The organism is Stutzerimonas frequens (assembly GCF_024448335.1).
Lineage (GTDB): Bacteria > Pseudomonadota > Gammaproteobacteria > Pseudomonadales > Pseudomonadaceae > Stutzerimonas > Stutzerimonas frequens.
In genome coordinates this window covers 60,742-87,361 of record NZ_JAMOHM010000018.1, presented here as the reverse complement: position 1 = coordinate 87,361, position 26,620 = coordinate 60,742, and the positions used below count along the sequence as shown (strand labels likewise).

Sequence of the window (26,620 nt, the reverse complement as noted above, 5' to 3'; positions counted from 1 at the left end):
CAATGCGCTGATCAACCTGCTGCAGATCAACGACTTCGGCAACCAGGACGAACGTTCCTGGCAGGTCCGTTATGACTACGACTTCGCCGCCATGGGCATTCCTGGGCTGAGCCTGATGACCCGCTACGTCTCCGGCGACAACGTCGACCGCGGCACCGGCGCCAGCGAAGGCAAGACCTGGGAGCGCAACACCGACATCGCCTACGTCATCCAGAGCGGTCCGCTGAAGAACCTCGGCTTCAAGCTGCGCAACGCCACCACGCGAAGCAACTTCCAGAGCGATCTGGACGAGAACCGCTTCATCGTCAGCTACAGCCTGCCGCTCTGGTAAGCACCAACTCGCAGCAGCACCTCTCCTCGTTGGAATTTCCGGGCCGCATAGGCCCGGCTTTTTGCATCGATCGGAGACTTTCCTTCAGCGGTTCCGCGCCACGGGTGTGCCTGTGCCTGGGCGCAGAACAATCAACCGGATGGCGCCTGGGTAGTGGCGATTCGCCCAGATTTTTCGCGCCTTCCAGATCAATCACCCGTTTGAAAAAGCCACTTGCCGTTTACGGAAATCGGTTGTTATCGTTTACGTAAAGGTCATGCAGTGACCTGCGCCATAACCAACAACAACAATCAAGGTTAGAGGGCACCCCATGGAAGCAGAGTTCGTGCTGGAAACGCGCGGCCTGACCAAGGAATTTCGCGGCTTCACCGCGGTGGATTCCGTCGATCTGAAGGTCCGTCAGGGTCACATCCATGCGCTTATCGGCCCCAACGGCGCCGGCAAGACCACCGTATTCAATCTGCTCACCAAATTCCTCACGCCCACCCGTGGCGAGATCCTCTATCGCGGCAAGAACATCACCTCGATGAAGGCCAACGAGATCGCCCGGCTCGGCCTGGTGCGCTCGTTCCAGATTTCCGCGGTGTTCGGCCACATGAGCGTGCTGGAGAACGTGCGGGTCGCGCTGCAGCAGAAGATGGGCAATTCCTTCCACTTCTGGAAATCCGAGCGCAGCCTGCGCGAGCTGGATGAGCAGGTGATGCAGCTGCTCGCCGAAGTCGACCTGCAATCCTTCGCCCAGACCCTGGCGATCGAGCTGCCCTACGGTCGCAAGCGCGCGCTGGAGCTGGCCACCACCCTGGCGCTCGATCCCTTCGTGCTGTTGCTCGACGAACCGACCCAGGGCATGGGCAGCGAGGACGTCGACATGGTCGTCGAGCTGGTGCGCAAGGCCGCGGCCAAGCGTACGGTGCTGATGGTCGAGCACAACCTCAGCGTGGTCAGCCGGCTGTGCGATCGCATCACCGTGCTGGCGCGTGGCGCGGTACTCGCCGAGGGCGACTACGACAGCGTTTCGGCCAACCCGCAGGTGCGCGAAGCCTATCTCGGCAGCGAAGCCGCGACACTCGAGGAGGCGCACGCATGAATCCACCTATGGACCGCGATCAGCTGCGCGTCAGCGATCTGCATGCCTTCTACGGCGAGTCGCACATTCTGCACGGTGTCGATCTGGTGGTCGGCCGCGGCGAGCTGGTGACCCTGCTCGGACGCAACGGCGCCGGGCGAACCACCACGCTGCGGGCGATCATGAACATGGTCGGGCGGCGCACCGGCTCCATCGTGGTCAACGGCAACGAAACCATCGGCATGCCGGCCCACCAGATTCCCAGGCTGGGCGTCGGCTACTGCCCGGAAGAGCGCGGCATCTTCGCCAGCCTGAGCGTCGAGGAAAACCTGCTGCTGCCGCCCACGGTGCGCAGCGGTGGAATGAGCCTGGACGAGCTCTACGAAATGTTCCCCAACCTGTATGAGCGCCGCTTCAGTCAGGGCACGCGGCTGTCCGGCGGCGAGCAGCAGATGCTGGCCATGGCGCGCATTCTGCGCACCGGCGCCAACCTGCTGCTGCTCGATGAGATCACCGAAGGCCTGGCGCCGGTCATCGTGCAGAAGCTCGGCGAGGTGCTGATCAAGCTCAAACAGCGCGGCCTGACCATCGTCCTGGTGGAGCAGAACTTCCGCTTCGCCGCGCCATTGGCCGACCGCCATTACGTCATGGAACACGGCCGCATCATCGAGGAGATCGAGGCGGCGGAGCTGGATTCGAAGAAGGATTTCCTCAATTCCTGTCTCGGGGTGTAAGCCCCGGACGACTCAGGAAGCAGCAACCGGCCGCAGTGGATGCCGGCCCTAACCACAACAAAAACAATCGAGAGTGGTGATTACATGAGCTTTTTCCGCAAGAGCGCGAGCGCCATCCTGGCTTCTTCCCTGATCGCTTCGGCCGCCCAGGCCGAGATCAGCAACGATGAAATCCGCATCGGCTATCTGGCCGACATGTCCGGTACCTACCGCGACCTCTCCGGCCCGGGCGGCCTGGAAGCGCTGAAGATGGCGGTGGAGGATTTCGGCGGCACGGTCGACGGCAAGAAGATCGTCGTCTTCCACGCCGATGACCTGAACAAGCCGGACGTCGGTGCCAACACCGTGCGTCAGTGGATCGACGAGCGCAACGTCGACATGGTGACCGGCATGGTCGCAAGCTCCGTGGTGCTGGCGGCGAGCAAGGTGGTGGAGCAGGGCGGCAAGCTGGCGCTGATCTCCGGCGCGGCGGCCTCCAGCATCACCAACGAGTTCTGCTCGCCGAACCACATCCACTGGACTTACGACACCTACGCGCTGGCCAACGGCACGGCCAAGGCGGTGCTCGCCGACGGCGGCAAGAGCTGGTACATCCTCACCGCCGACTACGCCTTCGGCCACGCCATGGAAGCCGACATCACCAAGGTGGTGGAAGGCGACGGTGGCAGCATCGTCGGCAAGGTCCGCCATCCGTTCCCGAGCAGCGATTTCTCCTCCTACATGCTGCAGGCGCAGGGTTCCGGCGCCGAGGTCATCGCCCTGGCCAACGCCGGTGCCGATACCGTCAACTCGCTGAAGACCGCCAGCGAATTCGGCGTCACCCAGTCCGGGCAGAAGCTCGCCGGCATGGTGGTGTTCCTCAACGACATCCATGCCATGGGCCTGGAGGTGACCCAGGGCCTGATGCTGACTACCGGCTGGTACTGGGACATGAACGACGACACCCGCGCCTGGGCCAAGCGCTACTACGAGCGCACCAAGCGCATGCCGGGCATGGTGCACGCCGGCATCTATTCGGCGACCACCCACTACCTGAACGCAGTGAAGGCCGCCGGCACCGACGAGACCGTCGCAGTGCGTGCGCAGATGGCCAAGACGCCGGTCAACGACATGTTCGCCAAGGATGGGCGCATTCGCGAGGACGGCCGCATGGTGCACGACATGTATCTGGTGCAGGTCAAGACACCGGCCGAGTCCAAGGGCGAGTGGGACCTGTACAAGATCGTTCGCACCATCCCCGGCGACCAGGCCTACCGGCCGATCGCCGAAACCCAGTGCACCAAGCTGGTCGCCAAGGACTGACCGGCTGATCCGCGCCATCACCCGGCCGGCGGCGGCCGGGTGCCACGGACTTCCTTTGGGTGGTGAACCATGACTCTCGTATTCGGCGTTCCTCTGAGCGTGCTGCTCGGGCAGCTGCTGCTCGGCCTCATCAACGGGGCGTTCTACGCGCTGCTGAGCCTGGGCCTGGCGATCATCTTCGGTCTGCTGCGTATCATCAATTTCGCCCACGGCGCGCAGTACATGCTCGGCGCCTTCGTCGCGTTCCTCGGGCTGAACTACCTGGGCGTGAGCTACTGGGTCGCGCTGCTGCTGTCGCCGTTGCTGGTGGGCTGCCTGGGCATGGCCATCGAGCGCGGGTTGCTGCGGCGCATCGCCAATGAGGACCACCTCTACGGACTGCTGCTGACCTTCGGCCTGGCGCTGATCGTCGAGGGCAGCTTCGTCAAGCTGTTCGGCGTGTCCGGCTCGTCCTACCCGATGCCGGAACTGCTGCGCGGCGGCTTCAACCTCGGCTTCATGTTTCTGCCGACCTACCGCGCCTGGGTGATCGTCGCCGCGTTGGTGGTCTGCCTGGCGACCTGGTACGTCATCGAACGCACCCGCCTGGGCTCGTACCTGCGTGCCGGCACCGAGAACCCCAAGCTGATGCAGGGCTTCGGCATCAACGTACCGCTGCTGGTGACCCTGACCTATGGCTACGGTGTGGCCCTGGCCGCATTTGCCGGCGTGCTGGCCGCGCCGATCTACGCGGTGACGCCGGGCATGGGCTCGAACCTGCTGATCGTGGTGTTCGCCGTGGTGGTGATCGGCGGCATGGGCTCGATCCTCGGCGCCATCGTCACTGGCATCGCCATGGGCCTGATCGAGGGGCTGACCAAGGTCTTCTATCCGGAAGCTGCCAACACCGTGGTGTTTCTGGTCATGGTGGCGGTGCTGCTGATTCGTCCTGCGGGACTCTTTGGTAAGGAGGCATGAGCATGACGAATCCGGCAAACGTACAGGCCGCCTCTCTGCGGCAGGCCAGTGTGGTACGCGAGCGCAGGCATGCGGCCGCGCGGCGGCAGAAGATCTTCTATGCGGTGCTGCTGGTGATCGCGCTGTTGGCGCCGCTGGCGGTGTACCCGGTGTTCCTGATGAAGCTGCTGTGCTTCGCCCTGTTCGCCTGCGCCTTCAACCTGCTGCTGGGCTACGCGGGGCTGCTGTCCTTCGGTCATGCGGCGTTCTTCGCCACCGGTGGCTACATCACCGGCTACATGCTGAGCAGCTACAGCGGGCTCAGCACCGAGCTGGGCATCCTCGCCGGCACCCTGGCCTCGACGGTGCTCGGTGCGCTGTTCGGCATGCTGGCCATCCGGCGGCAGGGCATCTACTTCGCGATGATCACCCTGGCGCTGGCGCAGCTGGTGTTCTTCGTCTTCGTCCAGGCGCCCTTCACCGGCGGCGAGAACGGACTGCAGGGCGTGCCGCGCGGGCACCTGTTCGGCCTCGTCGACATGCAGAACAACATGGCCATGTACTACTTCGTGCTGGCGGTGTTCGTGCTCGGCTTCGCCATCATCCAGCGCACCATCCATTCGCCTTATGGCCAGGTGCTCAAGGCCATCCGCGAGAACGAGCCGCGCGCCGTGTCGCTCGGCTACAACGTCGATCGGCACAAGCTGCTGGCGTTCGTCATCTCGGCGGCGCTGGCGGGCCTGGCCGGCTCGACCAAGACCGTGGTGTTCCAGCTCGCCTCGCTGACCGACGCCCACTGGCACATGTCCGGCGAGGTGATCCTGATGACCCTGCTCGGCGGGGTCGGCACCATCCTTGGCCCGCTGGTGGGCGCCACGGTGGTGGTGACGCTGCAGAGCTACCTGTCCAACGGACCGCTGGGCGAATGGGTGCACGTGATTCTCGGGGTGATCTTCGTGCTCTGCGTGCTGCTGTTCCGCTCCGGCATCGTCGGCTGGCTGGAGCGGCTGGTGAAGCGCAACTTCAAATGATGCGGTGCTGCGGGGCCGTCCGGTTTGCGCCGGACGGTGCCGCCAGCGGCGAACCCGTTACCGGGATGCGTGCCTAACGTCCCAGGCCCCTTTTCAGAGGACAGCGCCATGCCTGGCACCGAACCCCAAGTGCAGCCGCAACCCTTCTGGCCCTGGCGAGCCGACGAATCGCCGCTCAATGACCTCGATGATGCCGAGAGCGACACCGAACTGGACGGCCCGGACGAGTTGCCGGATGAAGTGCTGGAACAACTCGAGAAGGTCGCTCCGCCGCCGGATCCGATGCCTGACCCCGGTCCGCTGTAAAAATCTTCGGCATCGACAGAAACGAAAAGGCCCCGACGAGTCGGGGCCTTTATCGAGCGTGCGGATTAGACGTTAGACGGTAAGTTTTCGTGTGAACGCCAGGTAATTAGGGGGGGTTGGTCAATTCTTATTTGAAGGATACCCGGTTTTCTACCCGGTTTATGGCTTCATGGCATATTGGCCAGCCAATCACGGATACAGCCTACACAGTCCCAAGATTTTGCCCCTGCTAGCTCGAAACCGGGCATAGCATCTCGGTGTCGCCAGTCGCAACGGTATCAACCCAGTCAGCTGTTCCGCTGGCGCAAGCTTTCAGGACGGCAGCCTGGCTGCGGTTAGTGCAGGAAAGGCTGTGGTGCCGGGCTTGGCAGCTATGTCGCCCCGACGGTGAGCGCACGGCACGTATCGTGCTGGAGGCGCTGCGCAACCTGGAGACTGCTTTCAAGCGTTACTACGACGCATCCAAACAGCGCCATTATGGCCCAAAAGCAGAGAGCGACTAAGACTTCCGGTCGGAGAGGATGAGTCGTTCGATACTGCGCTGTCGGAAAGTTGTCCGGTTCATAGTTTAGATTACTAGTATGGTGCTTGGGCTGTTGCGCGCCGATAGGTTTCTTGTGCGGGATTGCGTCAGTTAACTTTGTGGGGCTCATATTGCTTTTTGATTATGAATCTTTTCATCTATCTCGACGTTGCTTGTTGAGTTTCATGTCTAATTATAAAGGACTTTGTTGCTATTCGTCTTGACTAGATGTGGTCTCAAGTGGGCCAAAATCTTCCAAATAGCTTGCTGCGATATTTTCTTGAATCGTAGCAGGTACGATGTAGCTCGTTTTTTTTCTTGTCGCGTATGTGCCTTGATTGGCGTTGTGAGTATTTATTTTTTCGTTGGAAAGATCATGAGCCGTCGGGGTGATTTCACTTGCGATTTCATTCTTTCTGCCTGAATTATTTTCATGGTTTCTATTTTCTGCGGGTGCGCAGGTAGGTTCAGCTTGGGAGGCAAGTTGATGTGGCCTCTTGCTAAAAGTAGTCCTAGAGTTTTCGGGTGTATCGCAATGGTTCCCTAGTAAAGGTTTCTCTGACTTTGTGCGCGCTACTTTCTCTCGCTTTTTTAGATGGGATTGGTATGCTCTTACTATCAGTTTTTCTATTAATGCTGTTGCGCTTATATTTAGATCCTTAGCCATGATGTGTAGGTTTTTTTTCAAATCGCCATTTATCGTGAAAGTGCAGTTGAGTTGCCCTTTCTGTTTTTTATTGTTTCTACTTCGCTGTTGGCGCCAAGCATCTTTCATGTCTTTAAAGATGTTTCTTGCATTAGCAGTGTCTAGCTCGATTGTGGCGCCTGCATGTAGCATTTGCTGGTGTGAAGGCAATTCGCCGGGGCGTATTTTTTGTTGATAATAAAAAATTTCCTCGAAGCCGTTTTTTAATAAAAACTCTACTGCCCAAGAACGTTGATCCGTATCTTGAGGATCTAGCCATTCCAAACCGATAGCCCTTTTTCGTCCCACAGGATGCCTCCGACTGTTAAAAAACATCGTAGCAAAAAAAGGGGGGAGCGAGAAATTCGTTGACGATAACGTTATTGCGTAACGGAAACAGAAGAGATAGGGTAGCTGTTTGATCTAAAATCGGTGTTCGAATGCCCTGTCTGCGTTTATTCCGGAGCGAAGAAAAAGGACTGTCGCCTGAAGAGCGTCTCGTTTTGGCCTCTTTTGTGATGCATTTTGAGGGCTATGAAGCGTTGCGAATGACCTTGCGAGAGTTGTCTGAGCGTTTAGGTATTTCTCTGCGCGTGGTCTCGCGGGCAGTTTCAAAGTTGGCGGCTGAGGCATATCTGGTTGTTGATAAGGTTTCGACTGGCAGAGGGCGCCCTTCAAGCACTTACAAGTTGTCAGCGGCGCTCCGGGCTCACTTGAGTGAGCTGGATGGAGAAAATTGTCCGTCCGTCTGCGCTCAGGCTATCAAGAATCTCCTTTCTGAAAGAAATGAGAAAAACGATCAAGGCGACTGTGCGAAAAAAAAGATTGGCTTAAAAAAACCACCGGGCAAAAGTAAGGCTGATCAGCCTAGTGCTAGTAGCAGATGGCTGCTTGCTGTGCTATTCAGTTATGCCGATGAGCTTGGTGTCGTTCGTGACGTTACCACGTCGCAGCTTCGGCAGATAACCGGTATGGGCGGGGTAAGGCTTAAATCGCAGCTGCAGGGGCTTTTGGCTCGGGGGTTAATTAGAAGCTACGTTCCGGGAGCATCGAACACGTTATTCGTGGGGGTCAAGCTTAGCACGACCTACTTTTTGAATTTGAATCATCCATTCCTCGGGCTCGGCAGAGATGTTTGTTCCGTCTTGGCGCTTAAGGATTTTGGGTGGAATCAACGCGAAGCAGTATGTGCTACTGCTCTGCCTGTTGTAGAGAGATATCTACGTGCTATTGAGGAGCAGGCCTTCAACGTTTTTTGCATGCGGCTCGATGCCTACGCGTCGTTCCTTCTTTCTAATCGTTGGGTTGAGCTTTCTAACCCTGACTTTCCCGAAATGGCTAAATCACTGGAGAAGATGATCGCTTCTGACTTTCAGAGGCCTAACGGGAGCGCTGGTGCTGGCACCGCTATAAATGAATCTGACTGGGCGATAGTGATCGAGCATATAGGTTGGTTGGCGCTGGAAAACGTTCGATGGATCCGGAAGATACTTATGCGCATGCCTTCGGGTGGGACTTGTAACACGCGCATCCAGATTATTCCTGCTCCGAAGAAAAAGGATAAGGCTAGGATTACCACGCTTCTAATGGAGCGCTCCCTCATACCCCAGGCTAGTTGCTTGGTTATTAAATACGTGACTCCGCGCGTTTGCGAGTTGTATCGCGAAGAAGCTGAGATCCCTATTGGTGAGCGTTACGAATTGGGCTTGCTGACTCGGTCAAGGGATAGAGCGTAAGTAATCTTTTACTTCCCCCGCACATCCTCTGAGCCACAGAGGAGCCTGCTCATGCGAATCATCCGTCTGAAAGAAGTCATCGACTCGACCGGTCTTGCCCGGTCTACCATCTACAAGCACATCTCGGAAGGCACCTTCCCGAAACCGGTATCGCTTGGCGACCGCTGCGTCGGCTGGGTCGATAGCGAGGTGCACGATTGGATCCTGGCAAGAATTGAAGAGCGGGACCTCGCTGGAGGCGCACCCGTTCTCTCAGTCGGTCATCTGAGCATGGCCTGCTAGGAAGGACTAACCATCGCGCCATGACTGGCCTCGGCTGGTCATGGCGTTTATGCCGCAGCTCAGGGTGCTGGGCTCTCAACTAACTCTCCTAGAATGCAATGCGGAAAATCTCTCGCCAGGCCGGGTAATGTTGCTCCCCATTGCCCGGCCTGGTCGGGATGGTCGGCATCGGCAGGACTGCATCTATTGATATATCAAATATCCAATATTCAATAGCCATTAAGTATCTACTCTATCTATCCAATAGTAACCACCACTACCTATCACCGCTGACTACCACCAGAGGGAAAGAAGACCAGTAAAAAGAAACACACCACGTACCTGGTATGCGACATAACCAACTAGGTACTCAGCCATGAACAACCGCAAGCACAACACCCACCTCTCCCAGTCCGACATAGCCCTGAAGATCGAATCACTCGTCCAGGCTATCGAACACAGCGATACACCCGCATTCCGGATCACGCATAAACGCTCAGGCTATGAGCAGGTCGAAAAGACCAGGCTCTCCCAGCACTTCACCCACGTGCAGCAGATGTGCAATCTGTTCGATGATCGAGTGCCGTACGACTACAGTGAGCACCTGCAAGCGTTCCGGGAAGCCTGTGATGACATCAGCCTTCAGCGCTCACCCAATGGCCCTGTCTGCATGAGTGAGACGGGTACCTACTGGCTAAGTCATCAGCAGAGCATGAACGTCCTGACCGAGCGGATCCGTGAGTTGACTCGTCAGCAACGGTATCGACGCAGGCCAGGGGATCGACGAGAGCTGGCCAAGCAGCAGGCGAGGGAAATGGAGGCGTACACGGATGCTGTGATGAGCCTGTACTCCCGCACAACGGTCATCAGACTGGATCTGTATTACCGACCTGAAGCTCAGGCCAGACTTCGAGTCGAGCGAGTCTTTGATCACCTGGATGATCTGATCTACGAGCACAGCCGTCACCTGACTTTCGAGCACCTGATCGGCTACACGTACTCAGTGGAGCAAGGGGATCGGAATGATGGTAGGGGATACCACATCCATGCAGCCTACTTCTTCAATGGCAACCAGGTGTGCCGGGATGTCTGGAAGGCGATTGAGATCAGCGAGCTGTGGGAGGCGGTCACTCGTGGTCAGGGTTATGCCCACAGCTGCAACCACAACAAGGAGGGGTATGGTGACGAATGCGGTATCGGTCTGATCCAGAGGGATGATCAGTCCAAACGGTCTCGTACGCACTTCGCGATGAAGTACCTGGTCAAGGACGATCAGCACCTGCGCTTGAAGCCTGCGGGAGCACGCTGCCTGCGTAAGGGGGCTCTGAACCGTGTTCGTCGGCGATAATTCGTGCTGCTGAACCAGGGAATCTACGGGCACTGAATGTATTGCATGGCGCAGTCATGCGCCCTGGAAGTGTCCTACTCGATCTGATTTTTCAGCCCTAGTGCCGATTCCGCTCGATATAACACCCCTCGAAGCAGACGCCTTTCAGTTTCGCTGGATGGTGCCTCAGGCAGTTGGCTCAGACGCTCCTTGGCTTTGCGCAGAATCGCCTGCTCTGCTTGCTCCGTCTCCAAAGCGAGCCTTTGCAGGTCTAGCAGAAGCTCTCTGATTTCGTCGGTGCTCATTGCCTGGCCTCAGCCAGGCAACGGCTGCGCATCGCAGAGTCTTGAATCGCATAGCAGCGACCGGGGTCATTGTGCGCGAGAGCCAGGCAGTAGTTCCTAGCATCAGCCTCAGAAATTGCGTAACAGCTGGAGGTATCAGCTGCGTTTGCTGTGGCTGTGAAGCCAAGCAGCAGGCCGGCAAGGTAGTGACGGATCATGGGGGCACCCGGTTGTTTAAGTTATGACTGCTCAGGTGACCGATGAGAAAAACGAAGCGAGGCTGCCGCATTGCGGTAAGTGCATCTGTCTAGTGCTCAGGCAGAACGGTAGAACCCACAAGCGCAGGTCGGGGGACTTAGGGAAGCTAAATACTGTCAGGGGCTGGCCGAAGGTTTCGGTCTTGGGATAGATCAGGATCACATCGCCTTTTCCGTCGAGATAGCTCTGGCCGTAAGCATGTAGCTGGTAGAAGTCGCTTTGATTCAAGCCGTACTTTTCCTTGCTATTGGCTTTCCGCTCATCAACCAGCTTCCACTTGGTGTCGAGCACCAAGCGATTGGTTTTGGCAGTTTGTACCAGCAGATCAGGCTTGAGCTGAAACCAGTCCTGCTCTTTATGTCGTACAAGCCTCAGGCTGCGTGTTTGGGGGCGCAGGTCGTGACCTGAGTTGAGTTGTCGGGCAAGATGTTTCGCGACAAAAGCCTCAAAGACCGCTTCCATCGGAAAGAGCAGGGACGGCGCGGAATGTTGGCCCGTACCAGTGAGGGGTGACTCATCTAGCAGAATCAGTCGGGCCCAAGCCATTGCTGCGTCGTAATGAGCCATCCCTCGATCTGGCCGTATCCGACCAAAGTCCGCGTTGATCTGGTCAGATGTGGGAATTTCGGCGAAAACGAAACACAGCTCTCGTGCTAGCTGCTGGTTTGCTTGCGAGGCAGTCCACTTCAATACGCGCTTTAGGGTTGTATGCAGTAGGCGGTTTTCCGGTCTGTTGAGCGAAAACTCGTCGAACTCTGTATAGAACCGGTCACGACGGCATAGGTTGAGACGAAGATGCTGTGCCATATTCAGCTTGCCGCGCAGAGCGAACAGATTGTCTTGCTGGGCGCGGTAATCGCTGCGCAGGCCTCGCTTCACGGTGTGATCTACTGCTCGCAGAAACTCAGCGATGAACACCTCCAGCAAAGGCATCCGGCGAGCTTGTAACTGGGCACTATTGGTTTGGATGTGGCGAAAACTACCGAGGCAACACAGCATCTCGATTAGCAGCTGTCGCGCATCTGCTTCGCCATTGGCTTTACCCAGCTTAGGCAGCACTTCAATCTGGAAGCCGTCGGGGCAGCGAATCACGCCCACGAAGCTTTTAACCTGTATGGCCCTTCGGCCGTGCCGTTGAGTCAGGCGCAGCCAGGTCGACTCGCCCGCTTCTGCGTTGCGTAATGCCTGGGTCTCCAGCCAGGCAAAAACATCGGCAGAGATCCTGTGCAACCCAACCATATCGTGCGAGCCGGACGGCAAAACCGCCATGGCGTCGAACTCAAAAATCGTAATGCCCGCCATTTCCGTACCTGTCAGGTCGAGGTTTGGTAAATGCCGAAATAGGCGGCTGGTTCGCTGTAAGCCGAGGACTGCGATAAGTAGCGGTGCTTGGTGGTATAGCTATCCAATCCGTGATCGCTCCCAAAGAGAGTGCTCAGATCCTGCTCATGTGAGTCATTCTCTGTAATGAATTGGGCGGCGTCGGGTTTCTGGTTGTCGCCTAGAACTAAGCGAATCTTGCGCCAATCCTCGAAGAAGTACTCCTCCAATAGGGGAAGAACTCGATTGCGGAACGTGTCGGCCAGTGCGTCGAATCTGTCGGGGCCATCCGTCTTGCTCCACAAATGAGTGAAGTAGGCGTGACCGATGCAATGATCACGGTCGTAAAGCGCTTCGATTCGCTCATTGATACGTTCCAGCATCCGGCGCACGTCGATCGCGCCTGCTCCCGTGGTTACTATCAAACCCGCCAGCGGCGCGCTGTGTGGTTCATCAGGTGATTTGGTTGCGCGAGTGTCGGGTAGCAGCGGTACGAAATCAAAACGGCGGCGCAGCGCCGTATCCAGCAGAGCCAGTGAACGATCCGCAGTGTTCATCGTGCCGATGATGTCTACGTTGGCTGGCACCGAAAAAGGCTTTCCTGAGTATGCAAGGATCACTTCAGTCGGCGGTGGAGTCCCATCGAGTGGGTCTCGCTTGTCGGCCTCGATCAGCGTGATCAGCTCGCCGAAAATCTTGCTGATATTGCCGCGGTTGATCTCGTCGATGACCATCGCGAAACGCTTGTCAGGTGTGTTGCGTGCACGGCGGCAGAGCTCCTTGAATGCTCCGTCTTTGATCCTGTAAGCCACTTGGCCCGTTTCAGCGTCGCCATCAATCGGATCGTCCGCGAGTACTGGCCGCAAGCCCTCAACGAATTCCTCGTATCCGTAAGACTGGTGGAAGGTGACGAAGCTATGGCGTTGCAGTTGTTCGCCTGTATCGGGGACGGGGCCCTGCTTGATCTTGTCGACAAGCGTGAAGATGTCCGAGCAGATGTCTTGAGAGGCTCCCGCAAATTGCCACACTGAGTCTGACGACTTATCAAAAATGGCAGGTTCCAGGCGAAGTTTCGTGTTGACCGTTGCTGACTCCAGAACCGTATGGTGCTGAAGTGTGCCCCAGAGTGTCTGCTTTATGCCGCTGGTACGACCTTTTGCGCTAGCGATGGCTTTGATGAAGGGGTGTCCTGCTAGCTCTGGTACTTTGGCCTTGCCCCCCAGGTCATATAGCGCAGCGGCCGCACCTTCCCACCAGGTCAGCGGTGCAATCTTTTCAGCAATAATCTGAGCCCGCCATTCATCTGCATTGACCGAGGCCACCTGCTCCTCGTAGTCGTGCTTGAGTAGCTGCATCAGCGTGAAGGTTTTGCCTGTTCCGGGCGGCCCGTAGTAGATGCGGTTGGAGCAGATTGCGACGGGTTTGCTGGCCACATGCTTTACCTGAGAGGTTGGGGGCAATGACTGGCTTGCGGCGAGGGGGCTGACATCCGCGATGGGGTCGCCGGCCAATGCGGCCAATTCGGCTAAATCTGTGCCGAAGAACGGCTTGAGTAAAGTACTCTCGAACTCCGGCAGATCGTGAGCGGGCACTTGTTTGAAGGTGGAGCGGTAGTTGGGCGTCCAGCCTTTCTGGCTGCCTTGAAAGCCACCATGCTTGATGCCGTGCTTCAACACCCTGTAGCGGCGCTGTAGCCAACCATCCCCTTTCAAGCATGGTGCAGGATCAGAGATGAACTGTCCGACTAGTTGAAGGCTTTCATTTCCGTGGCACAAGTAGAACAAGCTGCCGGCTGGCGCCTTCTGGAAGCTCTCGGCCTGGCCCTTCGCGGTATCGCTATGCATCACGCCCAGCTCTTCCTGCAGGTACTGCCTGCGCTCTTCGGCAGAAAAGTCGTTTAGTCCGTGCGATAGCTTCCAGATGGCCAGATTCTTCTGGCTCCACGCCTCCCACACCTGCCGCCCGAACTCCAGAATGCCAAGGTCGCTTTGGCGTTTGGCCAGTGTGGCCTTCTGCAGCGTGGCCATGCGCTGACTTGCGGTACCGCCAACAAACACTGCCAGCGGCGCACGCTTGAAAATATCGACGATCACTGGCGCCTTCCGGTCCTGGTAGTGGAAGGCAATCTTCCATTTAAAAGCCTCGCCCAGATGCTCAAAGGACTCGATGGCGTCCAGATCGCCTTTGGCGGCCCAGTCCGCCACCTGCGCTACGAAACTCCGGACTTTGTCGAAAGCAGCCTCGGCTGATGTGCCAAGCGATGAATACCAGCCGTGTGTTTCCGAGTAGGAAAGCTTAGTGTCCGAACCCTTGTCTTCAGTGTCCTTGCGCGAGAACACGCCGAACTTGAAAGACGAGCCACCCCAGATGCTGCCCAGTTCATCGAGGCGTGATTCGATCCAATAGGTGAAGCTGTCTTTCGATCCTGCCTGGGTGTATTCGTCCAGCGTCATGCTGGCCAATCGGGAGGCAGGCCAGATAGACAGAAATTCATCCCAAAGGGCGTATTCTTTTTGAAAATCGCTCATTGTGCTTTCGCCTTGCGTGTAATTCGGATGGTTTAGCAGAACCATTGGGGTCAGCTTGCGGGGCAAAAGATCAGCAGTTGCTCAATGAGCATATCCAGCAGCGCAAGATCCTCGCGTTCATCGGTTGCTGTGTATTGTCCGCTGTGCCGATTGATTTCCACTTGCCAGGCTTGCCAGCCGCTATCGCAGGGCCTGAAGTGAACTCGGAAAATGCAGATACCTGTCCAGCTGCGGTGACAGTGCAGCACGCCGTCTTCGTAGAAGATGAACCACTTGTCATCCTGGCTGTTGGGCAAGGAACCACGGATGATTGTGGCCATTTCCTGAAGCGAATAGCGAGTTTCCAGAGGCACGGTTACTCGCGCAGCAGGCATGAACTTGCTTTGCCAGTCGTTTCGTCGGGCGATGGCGCGTTTGAGTGGTGGTTCGGCGGGTAGAAGAGCCAGCGCGGCCTGAAGAATGGCAAGGTCACGCTGTCGCCCTTTAGTGTTGGTTGATTGCGCGATCAGTCGCTTGGCTTCCTCTGCAGTTGCCCAGATCAGGCGCTCAGTCTCCCGATTCCCAAAGGTGAGGTCTGGTGTTCCACGGTCCGTCAGCATTAGGAAGAAACGGTTGATTGTGGTGCCGCCAGCAAATTCGCCGGGTATAGCTGAGAGAATGGTGGCGTCTATGCCCATCTCTTCGCGGACTTCGCGCTGTGCGGTCTGCCTTGGGCTTTCCCCTTTATCCTGGCGGCCCTTGGCAAATGTCCACACATAGCCATCGAAGTGGTTTTTCACCTCGCGCATCAGCACGTAGCCATTGGGGTCGATCACCACGCCTCCATAGGCCACGGCTTTACCGGTGCTGGCGCTTTGTTGCCAGGGGAGGCCCTCGAAGCCTTCCTGATGGGGTTCGCTGAGATCATCCGACATATCGTAGAGCGCCGACCAGACTCTGCCGTAGCGTTTGGCGCGATCTTTCCCAAGGCTAAACGCTACTTCGTCTTTGAAATTCGCATAGTCAATGTCTTGCGCAATGGCGCTCATCGCCTCCGCCAGGGCGGAAGCAGACGCCGTGGCTCGCCAGGGGTAGTCAGTGCCCTCATGGGCTCGGGAGGCAGAGAGCGAAGGCAGATAGTGATTGCGAAGACGGTCCAGGTCGCTGCGTGTGCGGCTGCGAATGGTCAGGTCATCGTTGGTGCCTTTCTTTACAACGGAAAAGAAACCGAATTTGGTAAACAGCCACATGTGCCTGCCCGTCCCTGAGTTTGTGGGTCGGGCAGTTGGCGCCCGACGATTGCCTTAGGCTATTACGAATCAAAATGATCTGTAAATGGTACGTTAGTGATTTTTAATTGCGGGCGTTGTGATCGCAATTTATGCTGTCCAGGTTTTAACCGCGACTAGTCCACCATGACCACTGCAGCTCTCTCGCAACTAACGCAAGCCCAGCGCGATCGCCTAGCCTACCTGGAGTTGCGCCTGCGATTCGTGGGGGAGATAGGACGGCAGGACCTGATTCAGCGCTTCGGCATTCAAACGGCGGCTGCCACCCGTGACCTTGCCACCTATCGTGAGCTCGCCGGCAACAACCTGGCCTATGACCGCAGCAGCAAAATCTACACGCCGACCAAGGAGTTCCGGCCGATCTTCACCTTCTCTGCTGACCGGGTACTGGCCTGGCTGGCGGAGGGGTTTGGTGATGGCGAGCCGGCAAGCAGTGCGCCAGGAATCTCCTGCGTAACGTCTGGGCGTCTTACCCAGCCGGATCTGGATACGCTGGGTATCGTGACGCGTGCCATTTACCACCGCTGCCCTCTGCGTGTGGATTACTACTCCCTAGGCAGCGGCAAGACCCAGCGGGAGATCGTACCGTTTGCCCTCATCGATACGGGCTTGCGCTGGCACGTGCGCGGCTATGACCGCAAGCGCGGTGCGTTTCGCGACTTCGTGGTCACACGCATCAAGCGGCCGAAGCTGCTGATGGAGTCATCCGTCGCTGAGCACGAGCGACCGGAGCAGGATGTCCAGTGGAGCCGGATATTGGAAGTCGAGCTGGTACCTCACCCCGACCAGCCACATCCGGACATCACCGCCATGGATTACGCCATGCAAGACGGTGTGCTGCGCCTGAGGCTGCGCGGGGCCACGGCGGGTTACGTACTGCGCAAATGGAGCGTCGACTGTTCGCCAGATCATCGGTTGCGTGATCCGGAGTACCGCCTCTGGCTGAAAGATCCCCTACTGCTCTACGGCGTGGAAACAGCAGTGCTGGCGCCCGGTTACCGAGCAGGCTAAGCGAACGACTACAAGTCGGATGCGCTTACGCATCCGGCAACACGAAAATCTAGAGTGACTACCTGACCATGAGCAACACCAGAGATCTTGAACGCGCCGAACTGCACAAAACTATCTGGCGCATCGCCAACGACCTGCGTGGCAGTGTTGATGGCTGGGACTTCAAGACCTACGTGCTGGGCATGCTGTTCTACCGCTTCATCTCAGAGAACCTGACCAACTACCTCAACGAACAGGAGCGCCGCGCGGGGAGTGCGGATTTTGACTACAGCGATTTGGCAGACGCCCACGCTATCGTGGGCCGTTACGAAACGGTTCAGGAAAAGGGCTTCTACATCCTGCCGTCGCAACTGTTCGCCAATGTGCGCAAGCGCGCCCGCCATGACCCAAACCTCAACGAAACCCTGTCGAAAGTGTTCAAGGACATCGAGGCCTCGGCGTTGGGCGCTGGTAGCGAGGACGACTTCAAGGGGCTGTTCGATGACCTGGACGTCAACAGCAGCAAGCTCGGCCCCACTGTGGCCAAGCGCAACGAAAAATTGGTCAAGCTGCTCGACGCTATCGGCGATCTGCCGCTGGGCAACAGCTCGGGCAATTTTGCCGACAACAGCATCGACCTGTTCGGCGACGCCTACGAATACCTGATGCAGATGTATGCCTCCACTGCCGGCAAGTCCGGTGGCGAGTTCTACACCCCGCAGGAAGTCTCCGAACTGCTGGCCCGCATCACCGTGGTGGGCAAGAAAGAGGTCAACAAGGTTTATGACCCAGCCTGCGGCTCCGGCTCGCTGTTGCTGAGCTTTTCCAAGGTGCTGGGCCACAACAAGGTGCGTCAGGGTTTCTACGGCCAGGAAATCAACCTAACCACCTACAACCTGTGTCGGATCAACATGTTCCTGCACAACGTGAACTACGAGAAGTTCAACATCGCTCACGGTGACACGCTGACCGATCCGGCGCACTGGGATGACGAACCCTTCGAGGCCATCGTCTCCAACCCGCCGTACTCGATCAAATGGGAGGGCGATGCCAACCCGCTGCTGATCAACGACCCGCGCTTCGCTCCGGCCGGCGTGCTCGCGCCCAAGAGCAAGGCCGACCTGGCCTTCACGTTGCACATTCTCAGTTGGCTGGCAGTCAACGGCACGGCTGCCATTGTCGAGTTCCCCGGCGTACTCTATCGCGGCGGTGCGGAAGCCAAGATTCGCAAGTACCTGATCGACAACAACTACGTCGATGCCGTCATTCAGTTGCCGCCGGACCTGTTCTTCGGCACCACCATCGCGACCTGCATCATCGTGCTGAAGAAGTCCAAGCGCGACAACGCCACGCTGTTCATCGACGCCTCCAGCCTTTTCGTGCGCAGCGGCAACAAGAACAAGCTGTTGCTCGATCACCAGCGGAAAATTCTCGACGCATTCACCGCTCGCGAGAACATCGACCATTTCGCACGCATGGTTGAGAACGGTGAAATCGCCGCCAACGGCTACAACATCGCCGTCTCCAGCTATGTCGAGCAGGCCGACACCAGCGAAGCGGTAGACATTCGTGAGCTCAACGAGAAAATCAGCGGCATCGTTGCCCGGCAAACGGAGCTGCGAAAGCAGATCGATGCCATCGTTGCGGATCTGGAAGGAGCCCAGGCATGAGCGAGCAACCAGCAGGGGAGATCATTCTTTACCAACGTGGCGATGCAACCGCCATCGATGTACGGCTAGACGGCGATACGGTCTGGTTGACCCAGGAGCAGATGGCGGAGCTGTTCGGCAAGGCCAAGTCGACCATCAACGAGCATATCAAGAACGTCTTCGAGGAAGGCGAGCTGGTGCCTGAGCAGGTGATGAGAAAAATCGGAATTTCCGAATTTTCTACCAAGCCGACCAACTTCTATAACCTCGACGTCATCATCTCGGTCGGCTACCGGGTCAAATCGCAGCAAGGCACTCGGTTCCGCATTTGGGCCACCGAGCGCCTGCGTGAATACCTGGTCAAGGGCTTCACCATGGATGACGCGCGCCTGAAGAACCTGGGCGGCGGCAGCTACTGGAAAGAGTTGCTGGATCGCATCCGCGACATCCGCTCCAGCGAGAAGGTTCTTTATCGCCAGGTGCTCGACCTGTACGCCACCAGTGTGGATTACGACCCCAAGGCCGAAGCCAGCGTGGTGTTCTTCAAGGCCGTGCAAAACAAGCTGCATTACGCGGCCCACGGCCAGACGGCGGCGGAAGTGGTCAGGCAGCGTGCCGATGCCGGTAAGCCTTTCATGGGTTTGCTGTCCTTCAGTGGCAAGCAGCCCACCAAGGCCGAAGTCACCAATGCTAAGAATTACCTCAACGCCGACGAGCTAAAACGGCTGAATACGCTGGTCTCGGCTTATTTCGACGCCGCCGAATTTCGCGCCATGAACCACGAACCGACCTATATGAAGGATTGGCTCGCGCACCTGGAGCAACTGATCGTGGCCATGGGCGGCAAGGCCCTGGAAGGTGCCGGCAAAGTCAGCCATCAGCAGGCCATTGCTCACGCCGAAACGGAATACGCCAAGTTCCGTGCCCAGTTGGCTGAGCAGCCGAGCGAGGTGGAAACGGCCTATCTGGAAACCGTGAAGACGGTGCAGAAGAAAATCACCGGGAAGAAAAAGACATGAGCCGGATCGATGCGTTGATCGCTGAGCTTTGCCCGGAGGGGGTGGAGTTCAAATCAATTGGCGAAATTGCCGCTGTTGGCACTGGTAGCAGTGACCGGAAAGACGCAAAAACCGATGGTGAGTTTCCGTTCTATGTGCGCTCTCAAGACGTATTCCGTATCGATGAATACGAGTTCGACGAAGAGGCAATCTTGATCCCCGGAGAGGGTGGGATTGGCGAGATATTCCACTATGTGTCCGGCAAATATGCTCTGCATCAGCGGGCCTACAGAATTTGCTTCAATCTGGCCGAACTCAACACGAAATTTGCGTACTACTACTTTGCCGTTCATTTTAAGCGCTTCATCTTGTCGAAAGCGGTCAGCGCGACCGTTACTTCGATTCGTAAGCCGATGATTACTGACTTCTGTATTCCCATCCCGCCGCTCGAAGTGCAGCGCGAAATTGTGAAAGTGCTTGATACCTTTACGGAGCTTGAGGCGGAGCTTGAGGCGGAGCTTGAGGCGCGTCGCAGGCAGTACAAGTACTACCGCGACGCCTTGCTCGCTTTCAGCGATCAAGATATTCGCTGGGCCGCGATGGCCGAGCTCGGCGAGTTCATTCGGGGGCGGCGTTTTACCAAGGCTGACTACGTCGAAGACGGCGTGCCCTGTATCCACTATGGCGAGATTTACACCCGCTACGGCACGGCCGCAGATACGGCCATCTCGCATGTGCGTTCGGATATGGCCGCTTCACTGCGCTATGCCAAGCCCGGTGATGTAGTGGTTACCGACGTAGGGGAAACCGTGGAGGACGTTGGCAAGGCGGTGGCCTGGGTTGGCACTGAGGATGTTGCGATCCACGACCACTGTTACGCCTTCCGCCATTCGATGAATCCGAAGTTCGTTTCCTACTGCATGCAAACGAGCTCATTCATTGCAGAGAAGGCCAAGTATGTGGCGCGTACCAAGGTCAACACCTTGCTGATTGGCGGTTTCTCCAAGATTCGTATCCCAGTTCCATCGCTCGAAGAGCAAGAGCGCATCGTCGCCATCCTCGACAAGTTCGATGCGCTGGTAAATGACATTTCCATCGGCCTGCCTGCCGAGATTGCCGCTCGCCGTCGGCAGTACGCCTACTACCGCGACCGTTTGCTCACATTCAAGGAAGCCGCATGAGCATTGAGACCCAGCCCTACCGCTATGAGGCCATTGCACTCTCCAACGAGAGCACCGTGGTTGCCGAGTTTCTGCCGGATGCGCTGGGTGTGCGCGAGACCGGCTACCAGAGCGAGGCGGCGCTGGAGAGTGCTTTTATCGAACAACTGCAGCGGCAGGCCTACGAGTACCTGCCGATCAGCTCGGAGGCCGGGCTGCTCGCCAACCTGCGGGCCCGGCTGGAGCAGCTCAACAAGATCGAGTTTTCCGACACCGAGTGGCAGGGCTTCTTTGCCACCAGCATTGCGGGCGCCAATGACGGCATTCTGGAAAAAACCGCGCGCCTGCAGGAAGACCACGTCCAGGTCCTGAAGCGTGATGACGGCAGCAGCAAGAACATCTACCTGATCGACAAGGCCAATATTCACAACAACGTCTTGCAGGTGATCAATCAGTACGAAACGCCAACCGGCGAGCACGGTGGTAAGCACGCCACGCGCTTCGATGTGACGGTGCTGGTCAACGGCCTGCCGATGGTGCATATCGAGCTAAAACGCCGTGGCGTAGACATCCGCGAAGCCTTCAACCAGATCAACCGCTACCAGCGAGACAGCTTCTGGGCGGGCTGCGGTTTGTTCGAGTACGTGCAGCTGTTCGTGGTCAGCAATGGCACGCTGACCAAGTACTACAGCAACACCGTGCGCGACGGGCACTTGAAGGAGCAGTCCGGCAAGCGCAGCAAAAGCAAAGCTTCCAACAGCTTTTCCTTCACTAGTTGGTGGGCTGACGCGCGCAACCAGCCCATCACCGAGCTGGTGGGATTTACCAAGACCTTCTTTGCCAAGCATTCGCTGCTGAACGTGCTCACCAAGTACTGCGTGTTCGATGTGGATCGCAAGCTGCTGGTGATGCGCCCTTACCAGATCGTGGCCGCCGAGCGCATCCTGCAGCGCATTGCCACCTCAACCAACCACCGGCAATTGGGAACGCTGGCGGCGGGTGGTTACATCTGGCACACCACGGGCTCGGGCAAGACGCTGACCAGCTTCAAGGCCGCCCAGCTCGCCCGTGGCCTGCCGGACATCGACAAGGTGCTGTTCGTGGTCGATCGCAAGGATCTCGACTACCAGACCATGCGCGAATACGAGCGTTTCGAGAAAGGCGCGGCCAACTCCAATACCTCGACCTCGGTGCTGCAGAAACAACTGGAAGACCCGAACGCGCGGATCATCATCACCACCATCCAGAAGCTCTCGCGCTTCGTGGCCAAGAACAAGAAGCACCCGGTGTACGACGCGCATGTGGTGGTGATTTTCGACGAGTGCCACCGCAGCCAGTTCGGCGACATGCACAGCGAGATCACCCGCGTCTTTAAGCGCTACCACCTGTTCGGTTTTACCGGCACACCGATCTTTGCGAAGAACTCGGGAACCGGCGGCAACCCGTTGCGTCGCACCACCGAGCAGGCCTTTGGCGACAAGCTGCACACCTACACCATCGTCGATGCGATCAACGACAAGAACGTCCTGCCGTTTCGTATCGACTACATCAATACCCTCAAGATGCAGGCGCAAATCAAGGACAAGCAGGTCTCAGCCATCGACACCGAGCGCGCCCTGCTGGCGCCGGAGCGCATCAGCCAGATCGTCGGTTATATCCGCGAGCATTTCGATCAGAAGACCAAGCGCGCCAGCACCTATCGCCATGACGGCAGGCGAGTGGCTGGCTTCAACTCACTATTTGCCTGTGCCTCGATTGATGCGGCCAAGTGTTACTACGCGGAATTTGCCGCGCAGCAGCAGGCGCTGCCCGAGGCCCAGCGGCTCAAGGTGGGACTGATCTACAGCTTTGCTGCCAACGAGGACGACGAAGACGGCCTGCTCGGCGAGGAAGAGTTTGAGGCAGAGGGGCTGGACCAAAGCTCGCGAGATTTTCTGGATGCCGCGATCAAGGATTACAACGCGCTGTTCAGTACCAGCTTCGACACCTCGGCGGACAAGTTCCAGAACTACTACAAGGATCTGTCGCAGCGCCTGAAGAAGCGTGAGTTGGACCTCGTCATCGTGGTCAACATGTTCCTGACCGGCTTCGATGCCACCACGCTGAACACGCTGTGGGTGGACAAGAACCTCAAGGCGCATGGCCTGATCCAGGCGTATTCGCGCACGAACCGCATCCTCAACTCGGTGAAGACCTACGGCAACATCGTCTCCTTCCGCAACCTGGAGCAGGAAACCAACGATGCGCTGGCCCTGTTCGGCAACAAGGACGCCAAGGGCATCGTGCTGCTGAAGCCTTACGCCGAGTATTACGCTGAATACCAAGCCCGAGTCGGCGAGCTGCTCGACAAATTCCCACTGGGACAGGCTATCGTCGGCGAAGCGGCGCAGAAAGCCTTCATCAAGCTGTTTGGCTCGATCCTGCGGCTGAAAAATATTCTGACGGCCTTCGACGATTTTGCCGGGAACGAGATTCTCAGCGAGCGGCAGTACCAGGATTACCAGAGCGTCTATCTGAACCTGTATGCCGAGTTCCGCACCACATCGGAGGCGAAGAAGGAGTCGATCAACGACGACGTGGTCTTCGAGATCGAGCTGATCAAGCAGGTCGAAATCAACGTCGACTACATCCTGTTGCTGGTCGAGCAGTACCTGAAGAAAAAGGGCTCGGGAGAAGACAAGGAAATCCGCGCCACCATCGAGCGTGCCATCAACGCCAGCCCCAGCCTGCGCAACAAGAAGGATCTCATCGTTCAGTTCGTGGATTCGGTCAATACCAAGGGTGCAGTGGATGCCCAGTGGCAGAGCTTCATGGCGACCAAGAAAACTGAGGAGCTGGAGCGCATCATCACGGAGGAGAACCTCAACGCCGAAGCTGCGCGTGACTTCGTTGAACGTGCTTTCCGCGATGGCGCTATCCCCACGGCCGGCACTGCTATCACCAAGATTCTGCCGCCGGTATCGCGTTTCTCCCAGGGCAATGGTCATGCTGCCAAGAAGCAGACCGTGCTGGGCAAGCTGGCGGTGTTTTTCGAACGCTATTTCGGACTGGTTTGACGCTGAGAGAGAAAAAAGAAATGAGCGAACCAACGGCATGAGCAGTCTGAGACTGCTCATGCTGTTTTTATTTGGGTTCATGGTGATGGATTTTCTTGGGTGATAGCAGCCTGCTGAGGATCCAGCACGCCAGCATCACCGCGATCAGCAGCGGCGGAAAACGCACCATTAGGATCACCAGCAGCAACATCGCCAGACAACCAGCGAGGATGCCGGCAAACACGAACACCGCAGCGAAGGTCCATAGCAGCAGCTTCATGCTTGTTCGTCTCCTATAGGTAACCCTGTTCCGCCAGCGATACGCAGCCTTCATGGCCCACGATGATGTGATCCAGCGTCCGCACGCCGACTAGGTTCAGCGCCTCCTTCAGTTTGTTGGTGAGCGTACGATCCGCCTGGCTGGGCTCGGGGTCGCCGGAAGGGTGGTTGTGCACCAGGATCATGGCCGCAGCGTTGTGCTCCAGGGCGATCTTGACGACCTCCCTGGGATAGACGCTCGCGCCATCCAGGGTTCCCCGAAACAGCTCGTGAAAGGCGATCACCCGGTGCCTGCTGTCGAGCATTCAGCAAGGCAAAGACTTCGTGCTCATAGGCTTCGAGTAGCGTCTGCAGATGGTTGAAGACGTCGCGTGGTGCTGTGAGCTGGCGGCCACGACGCAGGCGGCGGCTGGCCAACTGCTTGGCCATTAGCAGGATGTCGGCTTCGGTGACCGGTGATTCGATCAGGTAGGTGCCGGCGGTCTCGCCCGCCTTGATTTTGTGCAGTCTCATCATGAGCTCCTTGGCCGGGTGATAAGGCTCAGGCATTCAGGGATTGATGCTGGGCTTCCAGCTTTTCCGCCAGACTGGGATTGCCTGACGTGTGCGAAGTGGGTCTGGGGAACGGCTGCTCGCTGCTGATTTCGACGGGAAAGAACTCCTCGACGATGGCTCCGACATCCTCCTCGCCGTCCTCGAAGGCACCGTTGCCGAAGCCGCGCCGGGCTGCTGCATCCAGTGCGGCTTGATCGAAACCCGCCGCTTGCCGCTGTTCATCCAGCTCGCCTGCTAAGCGCAGTGCCTCGGTCATGTCCATGCCGCTACGCACCGTCAGATCGGTGTAGAAGATCGGCGTGCCGTGGCTTTGGCGGGTGGACTTGCCTCGCAGTCGCAGTTCCAGTGGCAAGCAGGCCAGGCGGTTGCCGGAGATGGCCTGGAAGTAGTGCAGACGAGCAGCTAGGGTGCGGATGCTGTTAAAGCCGGTGGTACGGAACACAAAGCTGCCCAGCGGATCCTCATCGCCAATGACCACGTTCAGTCGGCCATAGGGCTTGCAGGCACCGCCTTTGGCCAGCGGGCAGGCATCTGGTGAAGGGCAGGGCAGCGATTGCATACCGTCCTGGGTGACGCGCTTGCAGGTTTCGCCATTGCCGACGCAAACCGGGCGACCGGACTGGCGATCAAACAGTGTGTAGTCCGCACGAAAATTCAGCTCTGGCTCGTTGAACAGCAGGCGCACCGGGATACTGCGCAGCTTGTCGTCCTTGCCCTGGCGTAGCTCGTCGTTGAGCGGGTGTACCAGCCAGCCGTCGCGGCTCTGTACCTGGGAGGTGATAGTGAACTGGTCATCCTTCTCCGGCAGGCGCTTGCCGTTCTTCTCGATGACCTTGCCGATGGAAATTCGCCCGAGTACCGGCGGAGTGATAGCCAGACCTTTAAGCATGGTGGTTCTCCTGAAAACGAAAAAAGGCCAGCCACGCAGCGGGGACTGCATGGACTGGCCAAGGGGAAGGGGTAGTAGGGGCGGCGAGAATCAGCCGATCAGGAAGCGCCGGGCACCGGGCTTGAGAAGCGAGTATTTTTCGCGCAGGTGAGGCCTGTCCTGGAGCAGCCGGGCCACATCGAAGCCGATGCTGTCCTTGGCTTTACGCCAGCTGACGTAGCCGTTGGTGAACTCTGCCCGCGTCGCCTCGCCCATCGCTTGTTGCAGCATTTGCTTGAGCTGAGCCTCGCGCGCATGCTTTTTATCAATGAACTGACGCAGGGCCTTGAGCTCGACGTAAGCAGCGGTCAGCCCCGGATTGTCCCTGAAGTCCACCGTCTGGCCGTCGTCTTCGGGATATAGGCAGCGCAGCGCAGTTTCAGCCGAGGCCGTCCCATCGGCGGGTGGCGGCGTGTCGGTCTCGACGTATGTCCAGAACGTACGTTCCAGCTCGATCAGCCGAGCGATCATTTCCTCGTCGCGCTCGATGCGATGGATTTCCAAGTGCTGACCACCGAGCACAACCGCCACATCCGCGGCTTGCTTGCCGGTGACGGCGAGCTGGTGCATCACCTGTAACTGCACATATTCGGGCACGCCTTCTTTCCAGAGGCGCGCCCCGTTTATGCCGGCTGTCTTGCATTCGAGGATCTGCACATCGTCGGCGCCGATCACTTCGCGGTCGATGTTGGCCAGCATCCAGGACATCTCCGGGTCGGGGTGCTGCAGCACGGCGTTCACACGGCGGACCTTGTTGCCGGTGCGCTTGCCGTAATGCCAGGCCACGATGGGTTCCAGCACATTGCCCCAGTACATCGGGCTTTCGTCATCGTCGGGGTCGGTCTTCGGCAATCCAGTGTCACGCCCGGTCTTCTCCAGCCACAGTTCCAGCTGCGACTTGTAGGGGTTGAGGCCAACGGCGGCAGCGGCATCCGAGCTGCCGATACCGCGTTTGCGCACCTCCAGCCACTCTTCGCGCGGCAGTTCTTTGGTACTGATCAGGCGCAGGGCCGAGCGAGGTTTGCTGGCGTTGCGGTTCAACGAGATTGTGGTCATGTGGTCACCTTGCAGGCGTAAAAAAGCCCGATCAGCACGAAGCTGACCGGGCGATACGATTGAGAGAGAAGTGC

General features: G+C 58.0%; 23 protein-coding genes and 2 pseudogenes. 16 read left to right on the top strand and 9 right to left on the bottom strand.

Features of this window, described 5'->3' with window-relative positions; genetic code table 11:
- The 8 genes and pseudogenes from NAO55_RS19485 to NAO55_RS21015 all read left to right on the top strand — a co-directional run.
- A partial coding sequence (locus NAO55_RS19485) for an OprD family outer membrane porin (protein WP_256070281.1) occupies window positions 1-331 on the top strand: 331 nt, incomplete at its 5' end.
- A 310-nt stretch (window positions 332-641) separates the two neighbouring features.
- On the top strand, window positions 642-1,418 hold the full coding sequence (locus NAO55_RS19480; protein ID WP_102839720.1) for an ABC transporter ATP-binding protein: 777 nt from the start codon (window positions 642-644) through the stop codon (window positions 1,416-1,418).
- Complete coding sequence (locus tag NAO55_RS19475; RefSeq protein ID WP_180981624.1) at window positions 1,415-2,131, top strand: ABC transporter ATP-binding protein; 717 nt, start codon at window positions 1,415-1,417, stop codon at window positions 2,129-2,131. The genes NAO55_RS19480 and NAO55_RS19475 overlap by 4 nt, the downstream gene beginning before the upstream one ends.
- A gap of 84 nt (window positions 2,132-2,215) precedes the next feature.
- Window positions 2,216-3,433 (top strand): ABC transporter substrate-binding protein, encoded by a 1,218-nt coding sequence (locus tag NAO55_RS19470; RefSeq protein WP_102839721.1) that lies wholly within the window; start codon window positions 2,216-2,218, stop codon window positions 3,431-3,433.
- Between the two features lie 69 nt (window positions 3,434-3,502).
- Window positions 3,503-4,390, top strand: coding sequence for a branched-chain amino acid ABC transporter permease (locus tag NAO55_RS19465; protein WP_063540105.1), 888 nt, complete (start codon window positions 3,503-3,505; stop codon window positions 4,388-4,390).
- Between the two features lie 2 nt (window positions 4,391-4,392).
- A complete protein-coding gene (locus tag NAO55_RS19460; RefSeq protein ID WP_063540104.1) occupies window positions 4,393-5,400 on the top strand; it encodes a branched-chain amino acid ABC transporter permease in 1,008 nt (335 codons plus the stop codon).
- Between the two features lie 108 nt (window positions 5,401-5,508).
- Window positions 5,509-5,706: a hypothetical protein gene (locus NAO55_RS19455; RefSeq protein ID WP_063540103.1), complete on the top strand. Its 198-nt coding sequence runs from the start codon at window positions 5,509-5,511 to the stop codon at window positions 5,704-5,706.
- A 259-nt stretch (window positions 5,707-5,965) separates the two neighbouring features.
- Window positions 5,966-6,067, top strand: a pseudogene (locus tag NAO55_RS21015) (transposase); the annotation flags it as partial.
- A 373-nt stretch (window positions 6,068-6,440) separates the two neighbouring features.
- On the opposite strand, the gene NAO55_RS19450 reads toward NAO55_RS21015, so the two are convergent.
- Window positions 6,441-7,223, bottom strand: a complete 783-nt coding sequence (locus NAO55_RS19450) for a hypothetical protein (RefSeq protein WP_146030728.1) — start codon at window positions 7,221-7,223, stop codon at window positions 6,441-6,443.
- Window positions 7,224-7,354: 131 nt separating this feature from the next.
- Here NAO55_RS19450 and NAO55_RS19445 point away from each other — a divergent pair, with 131 nt between their 5' ends.
- The 3 genes from NAO55_RS19445 (at window position 7,355) to NAO55_RS19435 (ending at window position 10,259) form a co-directional block, all read left to right on the top strand.
- Window positions 7,355-8,650 carry a helix-turn-helix domain-containing protein gene (locus tag NAO55_RS19445; protein ID WP_143069552.1) on the top strand — a complete coding sequence of 432 codons (1,296 nt, stop codon included), beginning with the start codon at window positions 7,355-7,357 and terminating at the stop codon, window positions 8,648-8,650.
- Between the two features lie 51 nt (window positions 8,651-8,701).
- A complete protein-coding gene (locus NAO55_RS19440; RefSeq protein WP_093472388.1) occupies window positions 8,702-8,932 on the top strand; it encodes a helix-turn-helix transcriptional regulator in 231 nt (76 codons plus the stop codon).
- A gap of 355 nt (window positions 8,933-9,287) precedes the next feature.
- Window positions 9,288-10,259 (top strand): inovirus-type Gp2 protein, encoded by a 972-nt coding sequence (locus NAO55_RS19435; protein ID WP_090514570.1) that lies wholly within the window; start codon window positions 9,288-9,290, stop codon window positions 10,257-10,259.
- Window positions 10,260-10,333: 74 nt separating this feature from the next.
- Here the strand turns inward: NAO55_RS19435 and NAO55_RS19430 are convergent, their stop codons facing one another.
- From NAO55_RS19430 to NAO55_RS19415, 4 genes are all read right to left on the bottom strand, one after another.
- On the bottom strand, window positions 10,334-10,543 hold the full coding sequence (locus tag NAO55_RS19430; RefSeq protein ID WP_090514573.1) for a hypothetical protein: 210 nt from the start codon (window positions 10,541-10,543) through the stop codon (window positions 10,334-10,336).
- A gap of 228 nt (window positions 10,544-10,771) precedes the next feature.
- Entirely contained in the window at window positions 10,772-12,082 is a 1,311-nt protein-coding gene (locus NAO55_RS19425; protein ID WP_102839723.1) for an McrC family protein, read from the bottom strand.
- Between the two features lie 11 nt (window positions 12,083-12,093).
- Window positions 12,094-14,628: an McrB family protein gene (locus NAO55_RS19420; RefSeq protein WP_102839724.1), complete on the bottom strand. Its 2,535-nt coding sequence runs from the start codon at window positions 14,626-14,628 to the stop codon at window positions 12,094-12,096.
- 50 nt (window positions 14,629-14,678) lie between these two features.
- Window positions 14,679-15,857 (bottom strand): NUDIX hydrolase, encoded by a 1,179-nt coding sequence (locus NAO55_RS19415; RefSeq protein WP_197932485.1) that lies wholly within the window; start codon window positions 15,855-15,857, stop codon window positions 14,679-14,681.
- Window positions 15,858-16,022: 165 nt separating this feature from the next.
- Between NAO55_RS19415 and NAO55_RS19410 the strand changes: the two genes are divergently transcribed.
- The 5 genes from NAO55_RS19410 (at window position 16,023) to NAO55_RS19390 (ending at window position 23,749) form a co-directional block, all read left to right on the top strand.
- Window positions 16,023-16,907, top strand: a complete 885-nt coding sequence (locus NAO55_RS19410; RefSeq protein WP_102839725.1) for a helix-turn-helix transcriptional regulator — start codon at window positions 16,023-16,025, stop codon at window positions 16,905-16,907.
- A gap of 68 nt (window positions 16,908-16,975) precedes the next feature.
- A complete protein-coding gene (locus NAO55_RS19405; protein ID WP_102839726.1) occupies window positions 16,976-18,556 on the top strand; it encodes a type I restriction-modification system subunit M in 1,581 nt (526 codons plus the stop codon).
- Window positions 18,553-19,554, top strand: coding sequence for a virulence RhuM family protein (locus NAO55_RS19400; RefSeq protein WP_102839727.1), 1,002 nt, complete (start codon window positions 18,553-18,555; stop codon window positions 19,552-19,554). The genes NAO55_RS19405 and NAO55_RS19400 overlap by 4 nt, the downstream gene beginning before the upstream one ends.
- Window positions 19,551-20,714, top strand: a complete 1,164-nt coding sequence (locus tag NAO55_RS19395; RefSeq protein WP_102839728.1) for a restriction endonuclease subunit S — start codon at window positions 19,551-19,553, stop codon at window positions 20,712-20,714. Before NAO55_RS19400 ends, NAO55_RS19395 begins: the two co-directional genes overlap by 4 nt.
- Entirely contained in the window at window positions 20,711-23,749 is a 3,039-nt protein-coding gene (locus NAO55_RS19390) for a type I restriction endonuclease subunit R (RefSeq protein ID WP_102839729.1), read from the top strand. The genes NAO55_RS19395 and NAO55_RS19390 overlap by 4 nt, the downstream gene beginning before the upstream one ends.
- Before the next feature lie 67 nt (window positions 23,750-23,816).
- Here NAO55_RS19390 and NAO55_RS19385 read toward each other — a convergent pair whose 3' ends face one another.
- From NAO55_RS19385 to NAO55_RS19370, 4 genes and pseudogenes are all read right to left on the bottom strand, one after another.
- Window positions 23,817-24,008 carry a hypothetical protein gene (locus NAO55_RS19385; protein WP_043098815.1) on the bottom strand — a complete coding sequence of 64 codons (192 nt, stop codon included), beginning with the start codon at window positions 24,006-24,008 and terminating at the stop codon, window positions 23,817-23,819.
- A gap of 13 nt (window positions 24,009-24,021) precedes the next feature.
- Window positions 24,022-24,520, bottom strand: a pseudogene (gene radC, locus NAO55_RS19380) (RadC family protein).
- A gap of 28 nt (window positions 24,521-24,548) precedes the next feature.
- On the bottom strand, window positions 24,549-25,451 hold the full coding sequence (locus tag NAO55_RS19375) for a recombination directionality factor (protein WP_102839730.1): 903 nt from the start codon (window positions 25,449-25,451) through the stop codon (window positions 24,549-24,551).
- A gap of 90 nt (window positions 25,452-25,541) precedes the next feature.
- Complete coding sequence (locus NAO55_RS19370; RefSeq protein ID WP_102839731.1) at window positions 25,542-26,546, bottom strand: YqaJ viral recombinase family nuclease; 1,005 nt, start codon at window positions 26,544-26,546, stop codon at window positions 25,542-25,544.
- Window positions 26,547-26,620: the final 74 nt, after the last annotated feature.

Bases quoted from the DNA above. Each gene is read 5' to 3' on its own strand.
- NAO55_RS19480 (WP_102839720.1), top strand. From the start codon at position 642: ATGGAAGCAGAGTTCGTGCTGGAAACGCGCGGCCTGACCAAGGAATTT.
- NAO55_RS19475 (WP_180981624.1), top strand. From the start codon at position 1,415: ATGAATCCACCTATGGACCGCGATCAGCTGCGCGTCAGCGATCTGCAT.
- NAO55_RS19470 (WP_102839721.1), top strand. From the start codon at position 2,216: ATGAGCTTTTTCCGCAAGAGCGCGAGCGCCATCCTGGCTTCTTCCCTG.
- NAO55_RS19465 (WP_063540105.1), top strand. From the start codon at position 3,503: ATGACTCTCGTATTCGGCGTTCCTCTGAGCGTGCTGCTCGGGCAGCTG.
- NAO55_RS19460 (WP_063540104.1), top strand. From the start codon at position 4,393: ATGACGAATCCGGCAAACGTACAGGCCGCCTCTCTGCGGCAGGCCAGT.
- NAO55_RS19455 (WP_063540103.1), top strand. From the start codon at position 5,509: ATGCCTGGCACCGAACCCCAAGTGCAGCCGCAACCCTTCTGGCCCTGG.
- NAO55_RS19445 (WP_143069552.1), top strand. From the start codon at position 7,355: ATGCCCTGTCTGCGTTTATTCCGGAGCGAAGAAAAAGGACTGTCGCCT.
- NAO55_RS19440 (WP_093472388.1), top strand. From the start codon at position 8,702: ATGCGAATCATCCGTCTGAAAGAAGTCATCGACTCGACCGGTCTTGCC.
- NAO55_RS19435 (WP_090514570.1), top strand. From the start codon at position 9,288: ATGAACAACCGCAAGCACAACACCCACCTCTCCCAGTCCGACATAGCC.
- NAO55_RS19430 (WP_090514573.1), bottom strand. From the start codon at position 10,543: ATGAGCACCGACGAAATCAGAGAGCTTCTGCTAGACCTGCAAAGGCTC.
- NAO55_RS19425 (WP_102839723.1), bottom strand. From the start codon at position 12,082: ATGGCGGGCATTACGATTTTTGAGTTCGACGCCATGGCGGTTTTGCCG.
- NAO55_RS19420 (WP_102839724.1), bottom strand. From the start codon at position 14,628: ATGAGCGATTTTCAAAAAGAATACGCCCTTTGGGATGAATTTCTGTCT.
- NAO55_RS19415 (WP_197932485.1), bottom strand. From the start codon at position 15,857: ATGTGGCTGTTTACCAAATTCGGTTTCTTTTCCGTTGTAAAGAAAGGC.
- NAO55_RS19410 (WP_102839725.1), top strand. From the start codon at position 16,023: ATGACCACTGCAGCTCTCTCGCAACTAACGCAAGCCCAGCGCGATCGC.
- NAO55_RS19405 (WP_102839726.1), top strand. From the start codon at position 16,976: ATGAGCAACACCAGAGATCTTGAACGCGCCGAACTGCACAAAACTATC.
- NAO55_RS19400 (WP_102839727.1), top strand. From the start codon at position 18,553: ATGAGCGAGCAACCAGCAGGGGAGATCATTCTTTACCAACGTGGCGAT.
- NAO55_RS19395 (WP_102839728.1), top strand. From the start codon at position 19,551: ATGAGCCGGATCGATGCGTTGATCGCTGAGCTTTGCCCGGAGGGGGTG.
- NAO55_RS19390 (WP_102839729.1), top strand. From the start codon at position 20,711: ATGAGCATTGAGACCCAGCCCTACCGCTATGAGGCCATTGCACTCTCC.
- NAO55_RS19385 (WP_043098815.1), bottom strand. From the start codon at position 24,008: ATGAAGCTGCTGCTATGGACCTTCGCTGCGGTGTTCGTGTTTGCCGGC.
- NAO55_RS19375 (WP_102839730.1), bottom strand. From the start codon at position 25,451: ATGCTTAAAGGTCTGGCTATCACTCCGCCGGTACTCGGGCGAATTTCC.
- NAO55_RS19370 (WP_102839731.1), bottom strand. From the start codon at position 26,546: ATGACCACAATCTCGTTGAACCGCAACGCCAGCAAACCTCGCTCGGCC.